This window comes from Neoaquamicrobium microcysteis, from assembly GCF_008180155.1.
GTDB lineage: Bacteria > Pseudomonadota > Alphaproteobacteria > Rhizobiales > Rhizobiaceae > Aerobium > Aerobium microcysteis.
Genome location: NZ_VSZS01000058.1, coordinates 40,910 through 54,923, shown reverse-complemented (window position 1 = coordinate 54,923; position 14,014 = coordinate 40,910). Strand labels below are relative to the sequence as shown.

Genomic DNA, 14,014 nt, shown 5'->3' with positions numbered 1-14,014 from the left:
GCTTAACCCGACCCATGCTAGCGTGATGCATGGTTTCGGGCGGCAATCTTGGGCTTTCAGGCTTTGCGCGGCGCATTCTCGTTGCCGCGTTTGCCGCTCTATGTCTGCCTTCCGTGGCACATGCCGACACTCGCACCTGCCGCCAGCTTGAAACGCGATTGGCGGGCCTGTCGTCGGGCGGCGGAGGTTCATCCACGCAGGCGCGCCGCTACGATGCCGCCATCGGCCGCCAGCAGCAGCAGTTGCAGGTGGCGCGCGATCAGGCCCGGCAGGCCGGCTGCGGCCGCTTCATGGGGGGCGGGTCGGTCGCCTTCTGCGGCAGCATCAACGCCACCATCCACCGGATGGAAGCCAATCTTGGCGAACTGCAGCGCACCCGCGAGCGGCTCGGCGGCGGCGGCGACAACGGGCGTGAGCGCGCCCGCATCATGGCGTCGCTCGACGCCAATGGATGCCGCGGCCATGCGCGCATCCTGCCCGCACCCATCGAGGACGCGCCGCGCCAGCAGACGGTCATAGACGGCCGCACGGGTCAGCGCATAGGCGGCAACCTTTCCGGCAATTTCCGCACCATGTGCGTTCGCACCTGCGACGGCTATTATTTCCCCGTTTCGTGGTCGGTTTCGTCAGCAGCCTTTGCACGCGACCAGAACGCGTGCGCCGCCATGTGCCCCGGCACGCAGGTCGAGCTGCACTACCATCGCGTGCCCGGCGAAGAATCCGAAGCCATGGTCTCGGCCGTTACCGGCCTGCCCTACCGCCAGATGACCAATGCCTTCCTGTACCGCCGGCAGAACGCCGCGACACCGCCCGGATGCAGTTGCGGGGCGACGGCAGGAGGGGGCGAGCGCGGGTTCGAGGTCATCGGCGGAGACCACGGCAACGGAATGGTCCAGGAGGAAGAACCGGTCACGGCGGCCATTCCGCAGCCGTCGGGCCGCCCCGATCCGGCCGAAGATCCCGACACGCTGGCAAACCGCGAGGGCGGGCTCGATGCCGAAAGCATCAGGCGATTGTCGCGGCCCGCCCACCGAACACCGCCTTCAACCGCCGAAGATGGCGGCGAGCGTCAGGTCAGGGTCGTCGGGCCAGTGTTCCTTCCCGACCCAGAAGAGGCAATAGATCTGCAAGCTCCGGCCCCTGCTCGCGCCCGGTAAGCGCTATCCGAAGCGGCATGAACAGCGCCCTGCCCTTGCGGCCCGTCAGCTCCTTCAGCCGGTCGGTCCATATCTTCCACGTCATGCGGTCCCACGGCTCCGGCGGCAGATTGTCGAACGCCACGTCCAGAAACGCCGCATCCTCGGCTGCGAACACGGGCTTCGTCTCGGGCCCTTCCTGCACGATGCGCCACCATGATGCCGCATCCGCAAGCCGGTCGAGATTGCCGCGCACCGCCAGCCAGAACGGCTCTGCCTCGTCGCCCGCAACACCCAAGGCGGCCAGCCTGTCCTTCGCCTCCTCGAACGGCATGGCGTGGATAAGCGCGCGGTTGAGCGTCTGCAATTCCGCCGGATCGAACTTCGATGCCGATTTCGACGTCGCGGACGGCTCGAAACGCTCTGCAAGATCGTCCATCGACCGTACCGCCGACACGCTTTCCGATGTGCCGATCAGCACGGCCAGCGAGCAGACCGCCATCGGCTCGATGCCTTCTTGGGCCAGGCTGTGTATCGACAGCGCGCCGGTTCGCTTCGAAAGACCCTCGCCGGACACGGTGGTCAGCAAATTGTGATGCCCGAACGCAGGCGGCTCGGCCGCCAGCGCACGAAACAGCGCGATCTGTGCGCCGGTATTGGTCACGTGGTCGTCGCCGCGGATAACATGGGTCACGCCCAACTCTATGTCGTCCACCACAGAGGGCAGCGTGTAGAGATAGGTCCCGTCCTCGCGCACCAGCACCGGGTCCGACATTGAGGCTAGATCGACCGTCTGGGGCCCGCGCACCACGTCGTCCCAATGCACCTCGGTGCGTTCAGGCGCGAACGGGTCGGCCTTGAAGTTGGGCAGCAGGAAGCGCCAGTGCGGCTTGCGCCCCTCGTCATCGAAAGCTCTTTTCTGCTCGTCCGTCAGCTTCAGCGCCTCGCGGCCGTACACGGGCGGCAGGCGGCGCGACAGCCGGATTTTCCTGCGCCGCTCCAGCTCGTCCGCCGTTTCCCAGCATGGATAGAGCAGCCCCAGTTCCTTCAGCCTTTCCACCGCCGCGTCATAGGTGTCGAACCGGGCCGATTGGTGCACGGTCACGTCGGGGCGCACGCCCAGCCAGTGCAGGTCGCGCTGGATGCCGTCGGCATATTCCTGCTTGGAGCGCGCCGTATCGGTGTCGTCGAAGCGCAGGATGAACCGGCCGGCATGCTTTTTCGCAAACAGCCAGTTGAAAAGCGCGGTACGCGCATTGCCGATATGGATGTGGCCGGTCGGCGACGGCGCGAAACGAACTGTGACTGTCATCGCCTGCCGGTAGCCCAAGCCCATGGCATTGGCAAGGCGGTGCAGTCTCCCCCGTCCCGGCATCGCCGAAAGAGACTGCACCGCGCCACTAGACGAAGCCCTTGGTCAGCTCCAGCGCCTGGCGCTCGAACAGCCGGCGGTAGATGCCGCCCTCCAGCCGGATGAGCGAGACGTGGTCGCCCTCCTCGATCACCCTGCCCTTGTCGAACACCAGCAGCCGATCCAGCGCACGCACCGTCGAAAGCCGGTGTGCGATCACCAGCGTGGTGCGTCCCACCATCAGCCGCTCCATCGCCTGCTGGATCAGCACCTCCGATTCCGAATCGAGGCTGGATGTCGCCTCGTCCAGGATCAGGATCGGCGCATCCGCCAGGAAAGCCCTTGCGATGGCGACACGCTGGCGTTCGCCGCCCGACAGCTTGATGCCGCGCTCCCCCACCAGCGTCGCGTAGCCCTTTGGCAGCCGCTCGATGAAATCGTGCGCGCTGGCCAGCTTCGCCGCCCGCTCGATCTCCGCTTGGCTCGCACCCGGCCGCGCATAGGCGATGTTTTCGGCCAGCGAGCGGTGAAACAGGATCGGCTCCTGCTGCACGATGGCGATCTGCGCGCGCAACGAGGCCTGCTGAACATTGGCGATGTCCTGCCCGTCGATCGTGATCCGGCCGCCGGTCACGTCGTGCAGTCGCTGGATCAGCTTGACGAACGTCGTCTTGCCCGACCCCGAATGCCCGACCAGCCCGACGCGCTCGCCGGCCGCGATCTCCAGCGAGAAGTCGCGGTACAGCGGTTCGACATGGCCGCCATAGTGGAACGTCACGTTCTCGAACGCGATGCGGCCCTCCTCGATGGCGATCGGCAGCGCTCCGGGACGATCGGAAACGCCGATGGGCTGGTCGTGCATGTCGACCAGTTCCTCCATATCGTTCACCGAGCGCTGCACGTTGCGCACATGCATGCCCACGTCGCGCAGGTAGCCCTGCAGCACGAAGAACGAGGTGAGCACGAAAGCGATGTCGCCGGCGCTTGCCCGCCCTTCGCTCCAAAGCACGATGGCGAAGCCGATCACGGCCGCGCGCAGCGCCAGCATGGTCACGCCCTGCGTCGTGCCGTTGATCGTGCCGCGCGTCCAGGTGCGCGCGGTGCGGTGGCGCCATTTGCCCACCACCTTTGCCAGCCGCGCCTCCTCCCGCGTTTCCGCCCCGAAGGCCTTCACCACGGCGTTGCACGAGACGGCGTCGGCCAGCGAACCGCCTAGCCGCGTGTCCCACGCATTTGCCAGGCTAGCGGCCGGCGCGACATACCACAGCGACAGCGACACGGTGATGGCGATATAGACGAGCGAGCCCGTGCCCACGATCACGCCCATCATCGGCCAGTACCAGCCGAGCAGCAGGGTCGAGCCCAGCAGCATCACGGTGGACGGCAGCAGCGCGATGAGGATCGTGTCGTTCAGGAGGTCGAGCGCCCACATCCCGCGCGTCACCTTGCGCACCGTCGAGCCTGCGAAGCTGTTGGCATGCCAGTCCGTCGAGAAGCGCTGAACGCGCGCGAACGCATCGGCCGCGATGTCGGACATCATGCGCAGCGTCAGCCCGACGATCGCCTGGAAGACGACGTGCCTCAGCACGATCGCGCCGGTGGACAGCATGATGAGCATGGAGAAGGCCGCGATCGCCGCATTCCAGGCGACCTCGTCGGTCGCTGCGCCGCGCGCGACGGCATCCACCAGCCGTCCCGAGTAGAGCGGCGTTAGCACGTCGGCCGCTGTCGAAGCCAGCACCGCGATCATGATCAGGCTCAGCCGCACCGGCTGATGACGCCAGTGAGTGCCGGTGAAACGAAAAACACGGCGAAACGCGTTACCGCGCTGCCTTCTGCGAAAAGGGGTCATGTGATGCGCCGGAGGCATTCGCGCGTCCGGTCCCAAAAAAAACGATGTCGATGGAAATCGGCGCCGAAGACGGACGATGTCTGGGGCAGGCGGTGCCGGGAAAAGACGATCCTCCCCGCATGGCGGGACGGGTCGATTGGCAGCCGCCTCGAAAGGCCGGGTTCAGCTACGGGTCTGGCTGGACCCTAGGCGCTGCGCCCTGCGATCATGGCGCTGCCCTGATGCGTGGAAGAGAATGCTGGCATTCGGGCCTCCTCAAGGACAGACGGGATGGCGCTTGTAGCTGCGTCGTTGCGCCTTGCCAAGTCCACCGGATAAGATTTCCGTTGGGTCAGAATACCCAACCGTTAAGCCAGACGAATAAGCCATTGCCTATCTGATAAGTTCATGCTTATTCTAAAGCCATGAACGAATCCGAAATATTCCGCGCTCTCGCCGACCCTACCCGCCGCGCCGTGTTCGAGCGTCTTCTGGCCGGCGAGAAAAATGCCACCGAGCTTCGCGAAGGGCTTGCGATATCGCAGCCCGCCGTCTCGCAGCACATTGCCGTGCTGCGCGGGGCTGGTCTCGTCAGCGAGGCGCGCGTCGGGCGCAACGTCAACTACAGCGTCAACCCGGACGGCTTCGCGCCTCTGTTCGACTGGCTGTCGCGCTACCGTGAGTTCTGGCCTCACCGCGTGGACAGGCTGAAAAAGCTGCTGAGGGAGATCGACCAATGAGCGACATCGAAACGGAAGACGCCGTCGTGGTCGATTGCGAACTGGATGCCGCGCCGGAAAAGGTCTGGCGCGCGCTGACGGTGCCGGAACTCGCCGCCCGGTGGCTCGACGGTCCGGAGGGCCACTCCTACGCGCTCATCGAGGCCGAGCCCTGCACGCGAGTCCGCTATGCGTGGAACGATCCCGAAGCTAGCGAACCGGACACGGTCGTGACGATCGACCTGTCGCCGATGCCGGAGGGGCGCACCCGCTTTCGGCTCACCCACGGCATCGCCGCACGAACGCCGGTCGCCGCCAACGCGAACCGTTCGCCGATGGCGCGCGCCGCCTGATCTGAACCAACCAGCCCAGCAAGGAGGATCGCGCCATGCGCGACACGATGAATCTCGTCCCCATGGTCGTCGAGCAATCGCCACGCGGCGAACGCTCGTTCGACATCTTCTCGCGGCTGCTGCGCGAGCGCATCGTCTTCCTCAACGGCGAGGTGAACGACACCTCTGCCTCCCTGATCTGCGCGCAGCTTCTGTTCCTGGAGTCGGAAAATCCGAGCAAGGAAATCTCGTTCTACATCAACTCCCCCGGCGGCGTCGTCACCAGCGGCTTCGCCATCTACGACACGATGCGCTTCATCAAGTCGCCCGTCTCAACGCTGTGCATGGGCACGGCAGGCTCCATGGCGTCGTTCCTGCTGATGGCGGGCGAGCCCGGCCGCCGCATCGCGCTGCCCAATGCGAGCATCCTGTTGCACCAGCCCTCGGGCGGCTTTCGCGGGCAGGCGTCCGATATCGAGCGCCATGCCGAGGATATACTCAAGCTGAAGCGTCGGATGATCCGATTGTATGCCGAGCATTGCGGCCGCACCGAAGAAGAAGTCGAGCGCGTGCTGGACCGGGACTACTTCTTCAACGCCGAAGAAGCCCGCCAATGGGGCCTCGTCGACCATGTCTACGACCGGCGCGAGATCGTCGAGGCCGGCGGCACGCCCCCGCCCGTCTGACTACTGCCTGTCGCGGAACCGGTTGGTGATCGGATAGCGCCTGTCACGGCCGAAGTTCTTTCGCGTGATCTTGACCCCCGGCGCAGCCTGCCTTCGCTTGTACTCGGCGATATAGAGCAGATGTTCGATGCGATGGACGGTGTCGCGGTCGTGGCCGCGCGCGACGATGTCGTCTACGCCCATCTCGCCTTCCACGAGGCATTCGAGAATATCGTCCAGCACCGGATAGGGCGGCAGCGAATCCTGGTCCGTCTGGTCGGGGCGAAGCTCCGCCGACGGCGCCTTGTCGATGATGTTGTGCGGGATCACCTCGCCCGAAGGCCCCAGCGCGCCGGGCGGCACATTGTCGTTGCGCCAGCGCGATAGCGCATAGACCTGCATCTTGTAGAGGTCCTTGATCGGGTTGAAGCCGCCATTCATGTCGCCGTAAAGCGTGGCATAGCCCACCGACATCTCGCTCTTGTTGCCGGTCGTCACCACCATCGAGCCGAACTTGTTCGAGATCGCCATCAGGATCGTGCCACGCGCGCGGCTCTGGAGGTTCTCCTCGGTGATGCCCTCCTTCGTGCCCTCGAACATCTGCGAAAGCGCGTTCGAGAACCCCTCCACCGGCTCGAAGATCGGCACGATGTCGTAGCGGGTGCCGAGCGCGCGGGCACAGTCTTCCGCGTCTTTCAGCGAATCCTTCGACGTGTAGCGATACGGCATCATCACGCAGCGCACGCGCTCTTCGCCCAGCGCATCCACCGCCAGTGCCGCGCAGATGGCGGAATCGATGCCGCCCGAAAGGCCGAGAACGACGTTCTTGAACCCGTTCTTGTCGACGTAATCCCGCAAGCCGAGCATGCAGGCACGATAGTCGGCCTCTTCCTTCTCCGGAATTTTGGACATCGGTCCGTCGGTACACCGCCAGCCTCCGTCGTCGTCCCGGCGCCATGTGGTGACGACGCAGGTCGCCTCGAACTGGCTCATCTGGAAGGCCAGCGACTTGTCTGCATTGATCGCGAACGACGCGCCGTCGAAGATCAATTCGTCCTGTCCGCCCATCTGGTTGGCGTAGAGCATCGGCAGGCCGGTCTCGATCACCTGCCTGATGACCACCTGCTGCCGCACATCCCCCTTGCCGCGATAGTATGGCGAGCCGTTCGGCACCAGCAGGATTTCGGCCCCGCTCTCGGCCAGCGTCTCGCACACGCCAAGCTCGCCCCAGATGTCCTCGCAGATCGGGATGCCTAGCCGCACGCCGCGAAAATTGACCGGACCCGGCACGTCGGGGCCAGCCTGAAACACGCGCTTCTCGTCGAACTCACCGTAATTGGGCAGGTCGATCTTGAAGCGTTCCGCAACGACCTTGCCGCCGTCCAGCACCATGATGGCGTTGTGCAGTCCGCTTTTGCGGCGAAGCGGTGTTCCGATGATGACGCCCGGGCCGCCATCGGCCGTATCGCCCGCCAGCTCTTCCACGGCGCGCTCACAGGCAGCGACGAAGGCTGGCTTCAGCACCAGATCCTCAGGCGGATATCCCGCGATGAAAAGCTCGGTGTAGAGCACGAGGTCGGCGCCGTGGCGGGCAGCGTCCGCCCTGGCTTCGCGCGCCTTGGCGAGATTTCCTGCAACGTCCCCGACGATCGGGTTGAGCTGGGCGACGGCGATGCGGAGAATGGAAGGCTTCGACTTGGTCATGGCAAAGGCTGTAGCGCGGCCTCCCCGCTGCGGCAATGGCACAGGCGCCCGCTACGCGCTGACATAGGCGCGCAACTCTTCCGGCGAACGGTTCGGCCCGATGGACATGGAAAGTATGCGCGAGATATGCGCGCGGGGCAGTTGGTTCTCCTGCGCCCACGCATTCAGCTGCGCCTGTATGGCGGCCAGGTCTTTCTTCGAGGTCGGGTTTTCGGCGATGTCCAGCCCGGCATCGCGCAAGGCGGCCGCCATGTCTGCGGAAACGATGAAAGTGTCCCAGCCCAACCAGCGTAGCAGATACTGCCCGGTATTGCCGCCCAGCCTGCTGCCGTGCTTTGCAAGGTAGGCCGTCAGGCCGACCTGGTCGTCGGCCGGCCAGCCGGCCAGAAACCGGCCGAACCCGCCATGCTCCTGCGACACGCGATCCACCAGTGCCGCGTTTTCCCTGACCGACCTGATTTTCTGCGGATTGCGCACGATGCGCTTGTCGGATGCCAGCTCATGCCAGAAATCGTCCGGCTGGAAGAGCAGCCGCTTCGGCTCGAAGCCGAGGAACGCTTCCTCGAAGCCCGGCCATTTCTGCTCGATCACGCTCCACACGAAGCCGGCCGAGAACACGCGTTGCGCCATGGTGGACAGGATACGGTCGTCAGACACCCCGGCCAGCGCGGTATTTTCCGGCTTCGGGCCCAGCAGTGAGGCAAGCACCTCATCGCCGCCCTTGCGGTCGGCGGCCCGTGCGCGGATAGATTGAAACGAAAGCATGGTCGGCCTCCTTGAATCGGCGCGATGATGCTTCACCGGATCGGTTCAGCCAAGCGGGAGAATCGCAATGGCCAAAACAGTCGAAGAGCTGGCGTCACGATGGCTGCCGGGTGCGGAAATAGGCGATGCCGAAAACCGCGTGTTGCAGAGCGCCGTCACCCGCAGGCCGCTGGCGAAGGACATCAACCGGCATGTGTCGGATCACGCCGGTCTTGGCGAACGGCTGGCCGACGCCATCGCACGCGTGGGCGGCTCGTGGACGTTCATCGTCAGCTTCCTGCTTTTTCTCGTACTCTGGACGGTCGGCAACGCCTGGCTGCTCTCGCGCGACGCGTTCGACCCCTACCCCTTCATCTTCCTCAATCTCGTATTGTCGATGCTCGCAGCCATTCAGGCCCCGGTCATCATGATGTCGCAGAACAGGCAGGCCGCGCGCGATCGGCTCGATGCCGCGCACGACTACGAGGTCAACCTCAAGGCCGAGATCGAGATCATGGCGTTGCACGAGAAAATGGACGCGCTGCGCCATAACGAGATCGTCGCCATGCACTCCGAGGTTCGGTCGGTGTCCGAGAGGCTGGAGCGCCTGGAGGCGGCACTGCGCAGCGAAAGGCCGGGATCGTGACCGACGCCATCCACCTGCTGATCGAGCGATACGGCCTGATTGCAGTGTTCCTTGGCTGTGTCGCCGAAGGTGAGAGCGCGGCTGTCCTCGCCGGCTTCTTTGCACACCAGCATGTGTTCAATGCCGCGGGCGCATTTCTGGCCGTGTTTGGAGGTGCGTTTCTGGGTGACGCCCTGTTCTTCATGGCAGGGAGACGGTTTGCCGCGCACCCTTTCGTCGTGCGGCAGGCAGCGCGCCCGGGCTTCAGCCGCGCGCTGGAACTCGTGGCGAAACGACCGGCCACCTATGTGATGCTCAACCGCTACGCCTACGGCTTCCGCCTCGTCGGAGGCGTCGCCGCCGGCCTGTCTTCGATACCCGCCGGCAAGTTCGTGGCGCTCAACGCGGTTTCGTCGGCCGTTTGGGCGGTCCTGTTTCTAGGCGCAGGCTACCTGCTTGGCGCGGGAGCCGAGCAGCTCGTCGGGCAGGAACTCGCCAGGCACGAGCGCCTGCTGATCGGGCTGGGCATCGGGCTCGTCACCACGCTGCTGGCCGCCGTGGCGGCGCACCACTACGCCCGGCGCGCGAAAGGCTAGACCGGCCTCCCGGTCATCCATTCCAATTAGACAGGCCCACCGGTCATCCATTCCAATATAGCGAGCAGCCACACGCCGCCGGCAAGCACAAGCGAGATGGCGACCGCCAGCGAACCGCAATCCTTGGCGAGCCGGATATCGGTGTTGAACTCTCGCGAGAACGCGTCGCACGCGGCCTCCACCGCCGTGTTCAGCACCTCCACGATCATCACCAGCAGGATCGCGCCGATCATCAGCGCAAACCCCCGCCACGATGACGCGATGAAGTAGGCTACCGGCACGGCCAGCACGAGCAGGATGGCTTCGAGGCGAAAGGCCGCCTCTTCGCGGATGAGAACCTGCAATGCCCGGAGCGAGTTCTTCGTCGCGTTGATGAGTCGTTTCATTGGGGGCGGGCCGCTATGCGTTGTGTCCGCCCCTCTTATCCAAGCCTTGCGCTCAATGGAACAGGTAGGAATCGTAGGCGAAGAAACCCAGTTGCTTCGACGCATGCGCCCGCTCGACACGCGGATGCTCGCCGGCCGCGCCATAGGCGAAGAAGATCGGCATCAGGTGCTCGTCGGTCGGGTGGTTCTCCGCCGGGTAAGGCGCCCTCGCCTTCCAGTCCAGAATTGCCTCGCGGTCGTTTTCGGCCAGCCTCTGCGCGAACCAGCCGGTGAACGAATTGACCTGCTCGACCAGCTCCGGGTCGGCCGTCTTGCCGCCGCGCATGATGGGGAACAGCGCACGCAGATTGTGAGTAATGTGGCCCGACCCGATCAGCAGAACGCCCTCGTCGCGCAGCGGAGACAGCGCCTGCCCCAGCGCATGGTGCCATGCTGCGTCCCGGTTGGGATCGATCGACACCTGCACCACCGGGATCGTGGCGGCCGGAAAAGCCAGCTTCAGTGGCGTCCAGGTGCCGTGATCGTAGCCGCGCTTTTCGATGCGCGACGGGCCCAGCCCGGCATCCCGCAGCAGGCCGAATACACGTTCTGCAAGCTCCGGCTCGCCCGGCGCGGCGTACTTCATTTCATAAAGTTCCGGCGCGAAACCGCCGAAATCGTAGATCATTTCGGGCGCCGGGTCGGTCACCACAGCCACGCCATCGGTCTCGAAGTGAGCGGACACGATCACGATGGCCTTGGGCGTGGGCAACCGCTCGCCAAGCGTTTCGAGATAGTCGCGCGCGGGGCTTTCATCGATGACGATGTTGGGCCCGCCATGCGAGATGAACAGTATCGGCATCTTTGCCATGGGAAATCTCCTTTCCCATCATATACGCCTGTTCCGCTGGCCTTAGCAGGGGCTTCGCAGGCGACTCTACGTTCACAAAACCGGAACGAAAAGCCAGAACGCGTTCAGTCTCCCGCGACTTTGACCGAACCGGTCGATCGCTCATGTTGCGGCAGCCCGTCGTTCAACTCGTAATAATCGCCCTTGTCGGCGACGAAGATATGCACCTCGCCCACCAGCCCGGACGGCGTGTCGAAGCTGCCGGCCATGATCGAGGTATGGGCCAGCCTGTCGCCTTTCCAGAACAGCGCTGAGCCGCAGGTCGAGCAGAACCCCCGCCGCGCGAAATCGGAAGCCCGGTACCATGTCAGCCTGTCCGCGCCTTCGATCTGGAGCTCTTCGTCCGACACGTTCGTCGCCGCATAATAGTGGCCCGTCTGTCGCCGGCATTGCGAGCAGTGGCAATAGACCACGCCGCGCAACGGTCCTCTCGCGGTGAAGCGGACGCCGCCGCACAGGCACCCTCCGGTATGGCTGTCCATGACGCACTCCCTTTTTGCCGACAATCGCATCCAATGCCAGCGCGAGCCATCGCGCATTTCTTCACGCTCGGATCAACGAGACGCGTCGCAAGCGCCGAACATTACCAAGAATTAACGGACTGATCCGCGCTTTTGCGCGTTGTTGCGTCGCAATACGCCGCCGCGGCACCTATCTGCGCCCGGCACAGATCGAGGTTGCCACCAATGCCGTCCCAGTCGAAGCGCGCACTCCTGCTCGTCAACCCCAAAGCCCGGCGCGGCGGAGAAGCAATAGCCCCCGTCGTCGACCGGCTCGAAAAGGGCGGGCTTCAGGTCACGATCGAATCCTTTGAAGCCCTGCCGGAGATCGCGCGCGACATCGTGCGCCTGCGCGAGACCGCGGATCGGGTGATCGTCTGCGGCGGCGACGGCTCGGTCTCGTCGGCTGCGCTCGCCGCAATCGAAAGCGGCCTGCCGCTCGGCATCATCCCCATGGGCACCGCGAACGACCTCGCACGCACGCTCGAAATCCCGGTCGATCTTGAGGGGGCCGCAGACGTCATCGCCGCGGGCCACACGCACCGCATCGATGTGGGCACGGTGAACGGCTATGCCTTCTTCAACGTCGCCAGCATCGGGCTCAGTGCCGAGCTTGCGCGCGGGCTCGACCCCAAGCTCAAGCGGCGCTTCGGTCGCTTCGGCTATGCGCTGGCAGCCGCGCGCGTTCTTTCCAACGCAGACCGGTTCGAGGCCCGCATCACCGAAAAGGGCCAGCGTATCGAGACGTCCACCTACCAGATCGCCGTAGGCAACGGCCGCCACTATGGCGGCGGCAATGTCATCGAGGCGTCGGCGACCATCGACGACGGCCACCTCGATCTCTACAGCCTCGAAATGAAGAACGTCTGGAAACTGGCCCTGATGATGCGCTCGTTCCGCTCCGGCACGCACGGTGCGTGGAACGAGGTGCGCACGGCGCGATGCATCGAGTTCGACATCGAGACCGACACCGAGATGCCGGTCAACGCCGATGGCGAAATCGTCACCTCCACCCCGGCGCATTTCAAGGTTCTGCCCAAGGCCATCGAGGTGTTCACCCCGCGCAAGCGCGCCGCCTGAACGAAAACGGGCGCCCGAAGCGCCCGTCTCGATCTCAGCTGCCGAACTGCGTCAGCCGTTGACCACCTTCTTTTCGGTGTGCCCGGCCGCGCCCTTCTTGAGCAGATCCGCCACGAGGAAGGCCAGTTCGAGCGCCTGGTCCGCATTGAGGCGCGGGTCGCAATGCGTGTGGTAGCGGTCCTGCAGTTCCTCGTCGCGGATGGCGCGCGCGCCGCCGGTGCATTCGGTGACGTTCTTGCCCGTCATTTCGACATGGATGCCGCCCGGATGCGACCCCTCGGCGCGGTGCACCTCGAAGAACGACTGCACCTCCTTGAGGATGCGATCGAACGGCCGGGTCTTGTAGCCGGCCGCCGTCACGGTGTTGCCGTGCATCGGGTCGCACGACCACACGACCTTGCGGCCTTCCTTCTGCACCGCGCGCACCAGCTTCGGCAGATTGTCGCCGACCTTCTCCGCGCCAAAGCGCGCAATCAGCGTCAGGCGGCCGGGCTCGTTCTCCGGGTTCAGCAGGTCTATCAGCTGGATCAGCCCGTCCGGCGTCAGCGACGGGCCGCATTTGAGGCCGAGCGGGTTCTTGATGCCGCGGCAGTATTCGATATGCGCATGGTCGGCCTGCCGGGTCCGGTCGCCGATCCAGATCATGTGACCCGACGTGGCATACCAGTCGCCCGAGGTGGAATCGATGCGGGTCAGCGCTTCCTCATAGCCAAGAAGCAGCGCCTCATGGCTGGTGTAGAAATCGGTCTCGCGCAGCGACGGATGGCTCTCGGCGTTGATGCCGACAGCGCGCATGAAGTCGATCGTCTCGGAGATGCGCGTGGCCAGCGCCTCGTAGCGCTCCGACTGCGGGCTGTCGGCGACGAAGCCCAGCATCCACTTGTGCACGTTTTCGAGGTTTGCGTAGCCGCCCTGCGCGAACGCGCGCAGCAGGTTCAGCGTCGCGGCCGACTGGCGGTAAGCCATCTCCTGGCGCGCGGGATCGGGAATGCGCGACTTCTCGTCGAACTCGATGCCGTTGATGATGTCGCCGCGGTAGCTGGGCAGCGTCACGTCGCCCTTCGTCTCGTTGTCGGACGAGCGAGGCTTGGCGAACTGCCCGGCAATTCGTCCGACCTTCACCACCGGCTGCGCGCCGGCATAGGTCAGCACCACCGCCATCTGGAGGAACACGCGGAAGAAGTCGCGGATGTTGTCCGCGCCATGCTCGGCGAAGCTCTCGGCGCAGTCACCGCCCTGCAGCAGGAAGGCCTCGCCATTGGCCACCGTGGCCAGCTGGCGCTTGAGCTTTCGCGCCTCGCCTGCAAAAACCAGCGGCGGATAGGTGGAGAGCTGCTTTTCGGTCTCCGCCAGCGCGGCGGCATCCGGATAAGCCGGAACCTGCTGGATCGGCTTGTTTCGCCAGGAGTTCGGGGACCATTTCGTCGTCATCTTCGCACCCATTACGTCGCGCCGG

Annotated in this window: 15 protein-coding genes; 7 read left to right on the top strand and 8 right to left on the bottom strand. The window is 65.0% G+C overall.

Features of this window, described 5'->3' with window-relative positions:
- The first annotated feature begins 29 nt into the window (after nt 1-29).
- Nucleotides 30-1,157, top strand: a complete 1,128-nt coding sequence (locus FY036_RS06640) for a DUF2865 domain-containing protein (protein WP_148913933.1) — start codon at nt 30-32, stop codon at nt 1,155-1,157.
- Here FY036_RS06640 and gltX read toward each other — a convergent pair.
- Together gltX and FY036_RS06630 are read right to left on the bottom strand one after the other, a co-directional pair.
- Nucleotides 1,075-2,448, bottom strand: a complete 1,374-nt coding sequence (gene gltX, locus FY036_RS06635; protein ID WP_148913932.1) for a glutamate--tRNA ligase — start codon at nt 2,446-2,448, stop codon at nt 1,075-1,077. The genes FY036_RS06640 and gltX overlap by 83 nt on opposite strands.
- 88 nt (nt 2,449-2,536) lie before the next feature.
- Nucleotides 2,537-4,339: an ABC transporter ATP-binding protein gene (locus FY036_RS06630; RefSeq protein WP_148913931.1), complete on the bottom strand. Its 1,803-nt coding sequence runs from the start codon at nt 4,337-4,339 to the stop codon at nt 2,537-2,539.
- Between the two features lie 404 nt (nt 4,340-4,743).
- Between FY036_RS06630 and FY036_RS06625 the strand changes: the two genes are divergently transcribed.
- The 3 genes from FY036_RS06625 to FY036_RS06615 are packed head-to-tail and all read left to right on the top strand — an operon-like array spanning nt 4,744 to nt 6,055.
- Nucleotides 4,744-5,058: an ArsR/SmtB family transcription factor gene (locus FY036_RS06625; RefSeq protein ID WP_148913930.1), complete on the top strand. Its 315-nt coding sequence runs from the start codon at nt 4,744-4,746 to the stop codon at nt 5,056-5,058.
- Nucleotides 5,055-5,390 (top strand): SRPBCC family protein, encoded by a 336-nt coding sequence (locus tag FY036_RS06620; protein ID WP_148913929.1) that lies wholly within the window; start codon nt 5,055-5,057, stop codon nt 5,388-5,390. The genes FY036_RS06625 and FY036_RS06620 overlap by 4 nt, the downstream gene beginning before the upstream one ends.
- Before the next feature lie 35 nt (nt 5,391-5,425).
- Nucleotides 5,426-6,055, top strand: coding sequence for an ATP-dependent Clp protease proteolytic subunit (locus FY036_RS06615; RefSeq protein ID WP_148913928.1), 630 nt, complete (start codon nt 5,426-5,428; stop codon nt 6,053-6,055).
- On the opposite strand, the gene FY036_RS06610 is transcribed toward FY036_RS06615, so the two are convergent.
- Nucleotides 6,056-7,738, bottom strand: a complete 1,683-nt coding sequence (locus FY036_RS06610) for an NAD+ synthase (RefSeq protein WP_148913927.1) — start codon at nt 7,736-7,738, stop codon at nt 6,056-6,058.
- Between the two features lie 51 nt (nt 7,739-7,789).
- Nucleotides 7,790-8,503 carry a DNA-3-methyladenine glycosylase I gene (locus tag FY036_RS06605; RefSeq protein WP_148913926.1) on the bottom strand — a complete coding sequence of 238 codons (714 nt, stop codon included), beginning with the start codon at nt 8,501-8,503 and terminating at the stop codon, nt 7,790-7,792.
- 67 nt (nt 8,504-8,570) lie between these two features.
- Between FY036_RS06605 and FY036_RS06600 the strand changes: the two genes are divergently transcribed.
- On the top strand, nt 8,571-9,128 hold the full coding sequence (locus tag FY036_RS06600) for a DUF1003 domain-containing protein (protein WP_148913925.1): 558 nt from the start codon (nt 8,571-8,573) through the stop codon (nt 9,126-9,128).
- Nucleotides 9,125-9,703, top strand: coding sequence for a DedA family protein (locus FY036_RS06595; RefSeq protein WP_148913924.1), 579 nt, complete (start codon nt 9,125-9,127; stop codon nt 9,701-9,703). Before FY036_RS06600 ends, FY036_RS06595 begins: the two co-directional genes overlap by 4 nt.
- 26 nt (nt 9,704-9,729) lie before the next feature.
- Here the strand turns inward: FY036_RS06595 and FY036_RS06590 are convergent, their stop codons facing one another.
- From FY036_RS06590 to FY036_RS06580, 3 genes are all read right to left on the bottom strand, one after another.
- On the bottom strand, nt 9,730-10,089 hold the full coding sequence (locus FY036_RS06590) for a diacylglycerol kinase (protein WP_148913923.1): 360 nt from the start codon (nt 10,087-10,089) through the stop codon (nt 9,730-9,732).
- A 52-nt stretch (nt 10,090-10,141) separates the two neighbouring features.
- The gene (locus FY036_RS06585; RefSeq protein WP_148913922.1) at nt 10,142-10,939 is read right to left on the bottom strand and encodes a DODA-type extradiol aromatic ring-opening family dioxygenase; all 798 of its coding nucleotides are present in this window, start codon (nt 10,937-10,939) and stop codon (nt 10,142-10,144) included.
- A gap of 104 nt (nt 10,940-11,043) precedes the next feature.
- Nucleotides 11,044-11,460, bottom strand: a complete 417-nt coding sequence (locus FY036_RS06580) for a GFA family protein (RefSeq protein ID WP_148913921.1) — start codon at nt 11,458-11,460, stop codon at nt 11,044-11,046.
- Between the two features lie 204 nt (nt 11,461-11,664).
- On the opposite strand from FY036_RS06580, the gene FY036_RS06575 reads away from it, so the two are divergent.
- Entirely contained in the window at nt 11,665-12,558 is an 894-nt protein-coding gene (locus FY036_RS06575; RefSeq protein WP_148913920.1) for a lipid kinase, read from the top strand.
- Between the two features lie 51 nt (nt 12,559-12,609).
- On the opposite strand, the gene FY036_RS06570 is transcribed toward FY036_RS06575, so the two are convergent.
- The gene (locus FY036_RS06570) at nt 12,610-13,989 is read right to left on the bottom strand and encodes a class II 3-deoxy-7-phosphoheptulonate synthase (protein WP_148913919.1); all 1,380 of its coding nucleotides are present in this window, start codon (nt 13,987-13,989) and stop codon (nt 12,610-12,612) included.
- Nucleotides 13,990-14,014 lie beyond the last annotated feature (25 nt).

Coding starts and splice junctions, on each gene's coding strand:
- FY036_RS06640 (WP_148913933.1), top strand. CDS start 30: ATGGTTTCGGGCGGCAATCTTGGGCTTTCAGGCTTTGCGCGGCGCATT.
- gltX (WP_148913932.1), bottom strand. CDS start 2,448: ATGACAGTCACAGTTCGTTTCGCGCCGTCGCCGACCGGCCACATCCAT.
- FY036_RS06630 (WP_148913931.1), bottom strand. CDS start 4,339: ATGACCCCTTTTCGCAGAAGGCAGCGCGGTAACGCGTTTCGCCGTGTT.
- FY036_RS06625 (WP_148913930.1), top strand. CDS start 4,744: ATGAACGAATCCGAAATATTCCGCGCTCTCGCCGACCCTACCCGCCGC.
- FY036_RS06620 (WP_148913929.1), top strand. CDS start 5,055: ATGAGCGACATCGAAACGGAAGACGCCGTCGTGGTCGATTGCGAACTG.
- FY036_RS06615 (WP_148913928.1), top strand. CDS start 5,426: ATGCGCGACACGATGAATCTCGTCCCCATGGTCGTCGAGCAATCGCCA.
- FY036_RS06610 (WP_148913927.1), bottom strand. CDS start 7,738: ATGACCAAGTCGAAGCCTTCCATTCTCCGCATCGCCGTCGCCCAGCTC.
- FY036_RS06605 (WP_148913926.1), bottom strand. CDS start 8,503: ATGCTTTCGTTTCAATCTATCCGCGCACGGGCCGCCGACCGCAAGGGC.
- FY036_RS06600 (WP_148913925.1), top strand. CDS start 8,571: ATGGCCAAAACAGTCGAAGAGCTGGCGTCACGATGGCTGCCGGGTGCG.
- FY036_RS06590 (WP_148913923.1), bottom strand. CDS start 10,089: ATGAAACGACTCATCAACGCGACGAAGAACTCGCTCCGGGCATTGCAG.
- FY036_RS06585 (WP_148913922.1), bottom strand. CDS start 10,939: ATGGCAAAGATGCCGATACTGTTCATCTCGCATGGCGGGCCCAACATC.
- FY036_RS06580 (WP_148913921.1), bottom strand. CDS start 11,460: ATGGACAGCCATACCGGAGGGTGCCTGTGCGGCGGCGTCCGCTTCACC.
- FY036_RS06575 (WP_148913920.1), top strand. CDS start 11,665: ATGCCGTCCCAGTCGAAGCGCGCACTCCTGCTCGTCAACCCCAAAGCC.
- FY036_RS06570 (WP_148913919.1), bottom strand. CDS start 13,989: ATGACGACGAAATGGTCCCCGAACTCCTGGCGAAACAAGCCGATCCAG.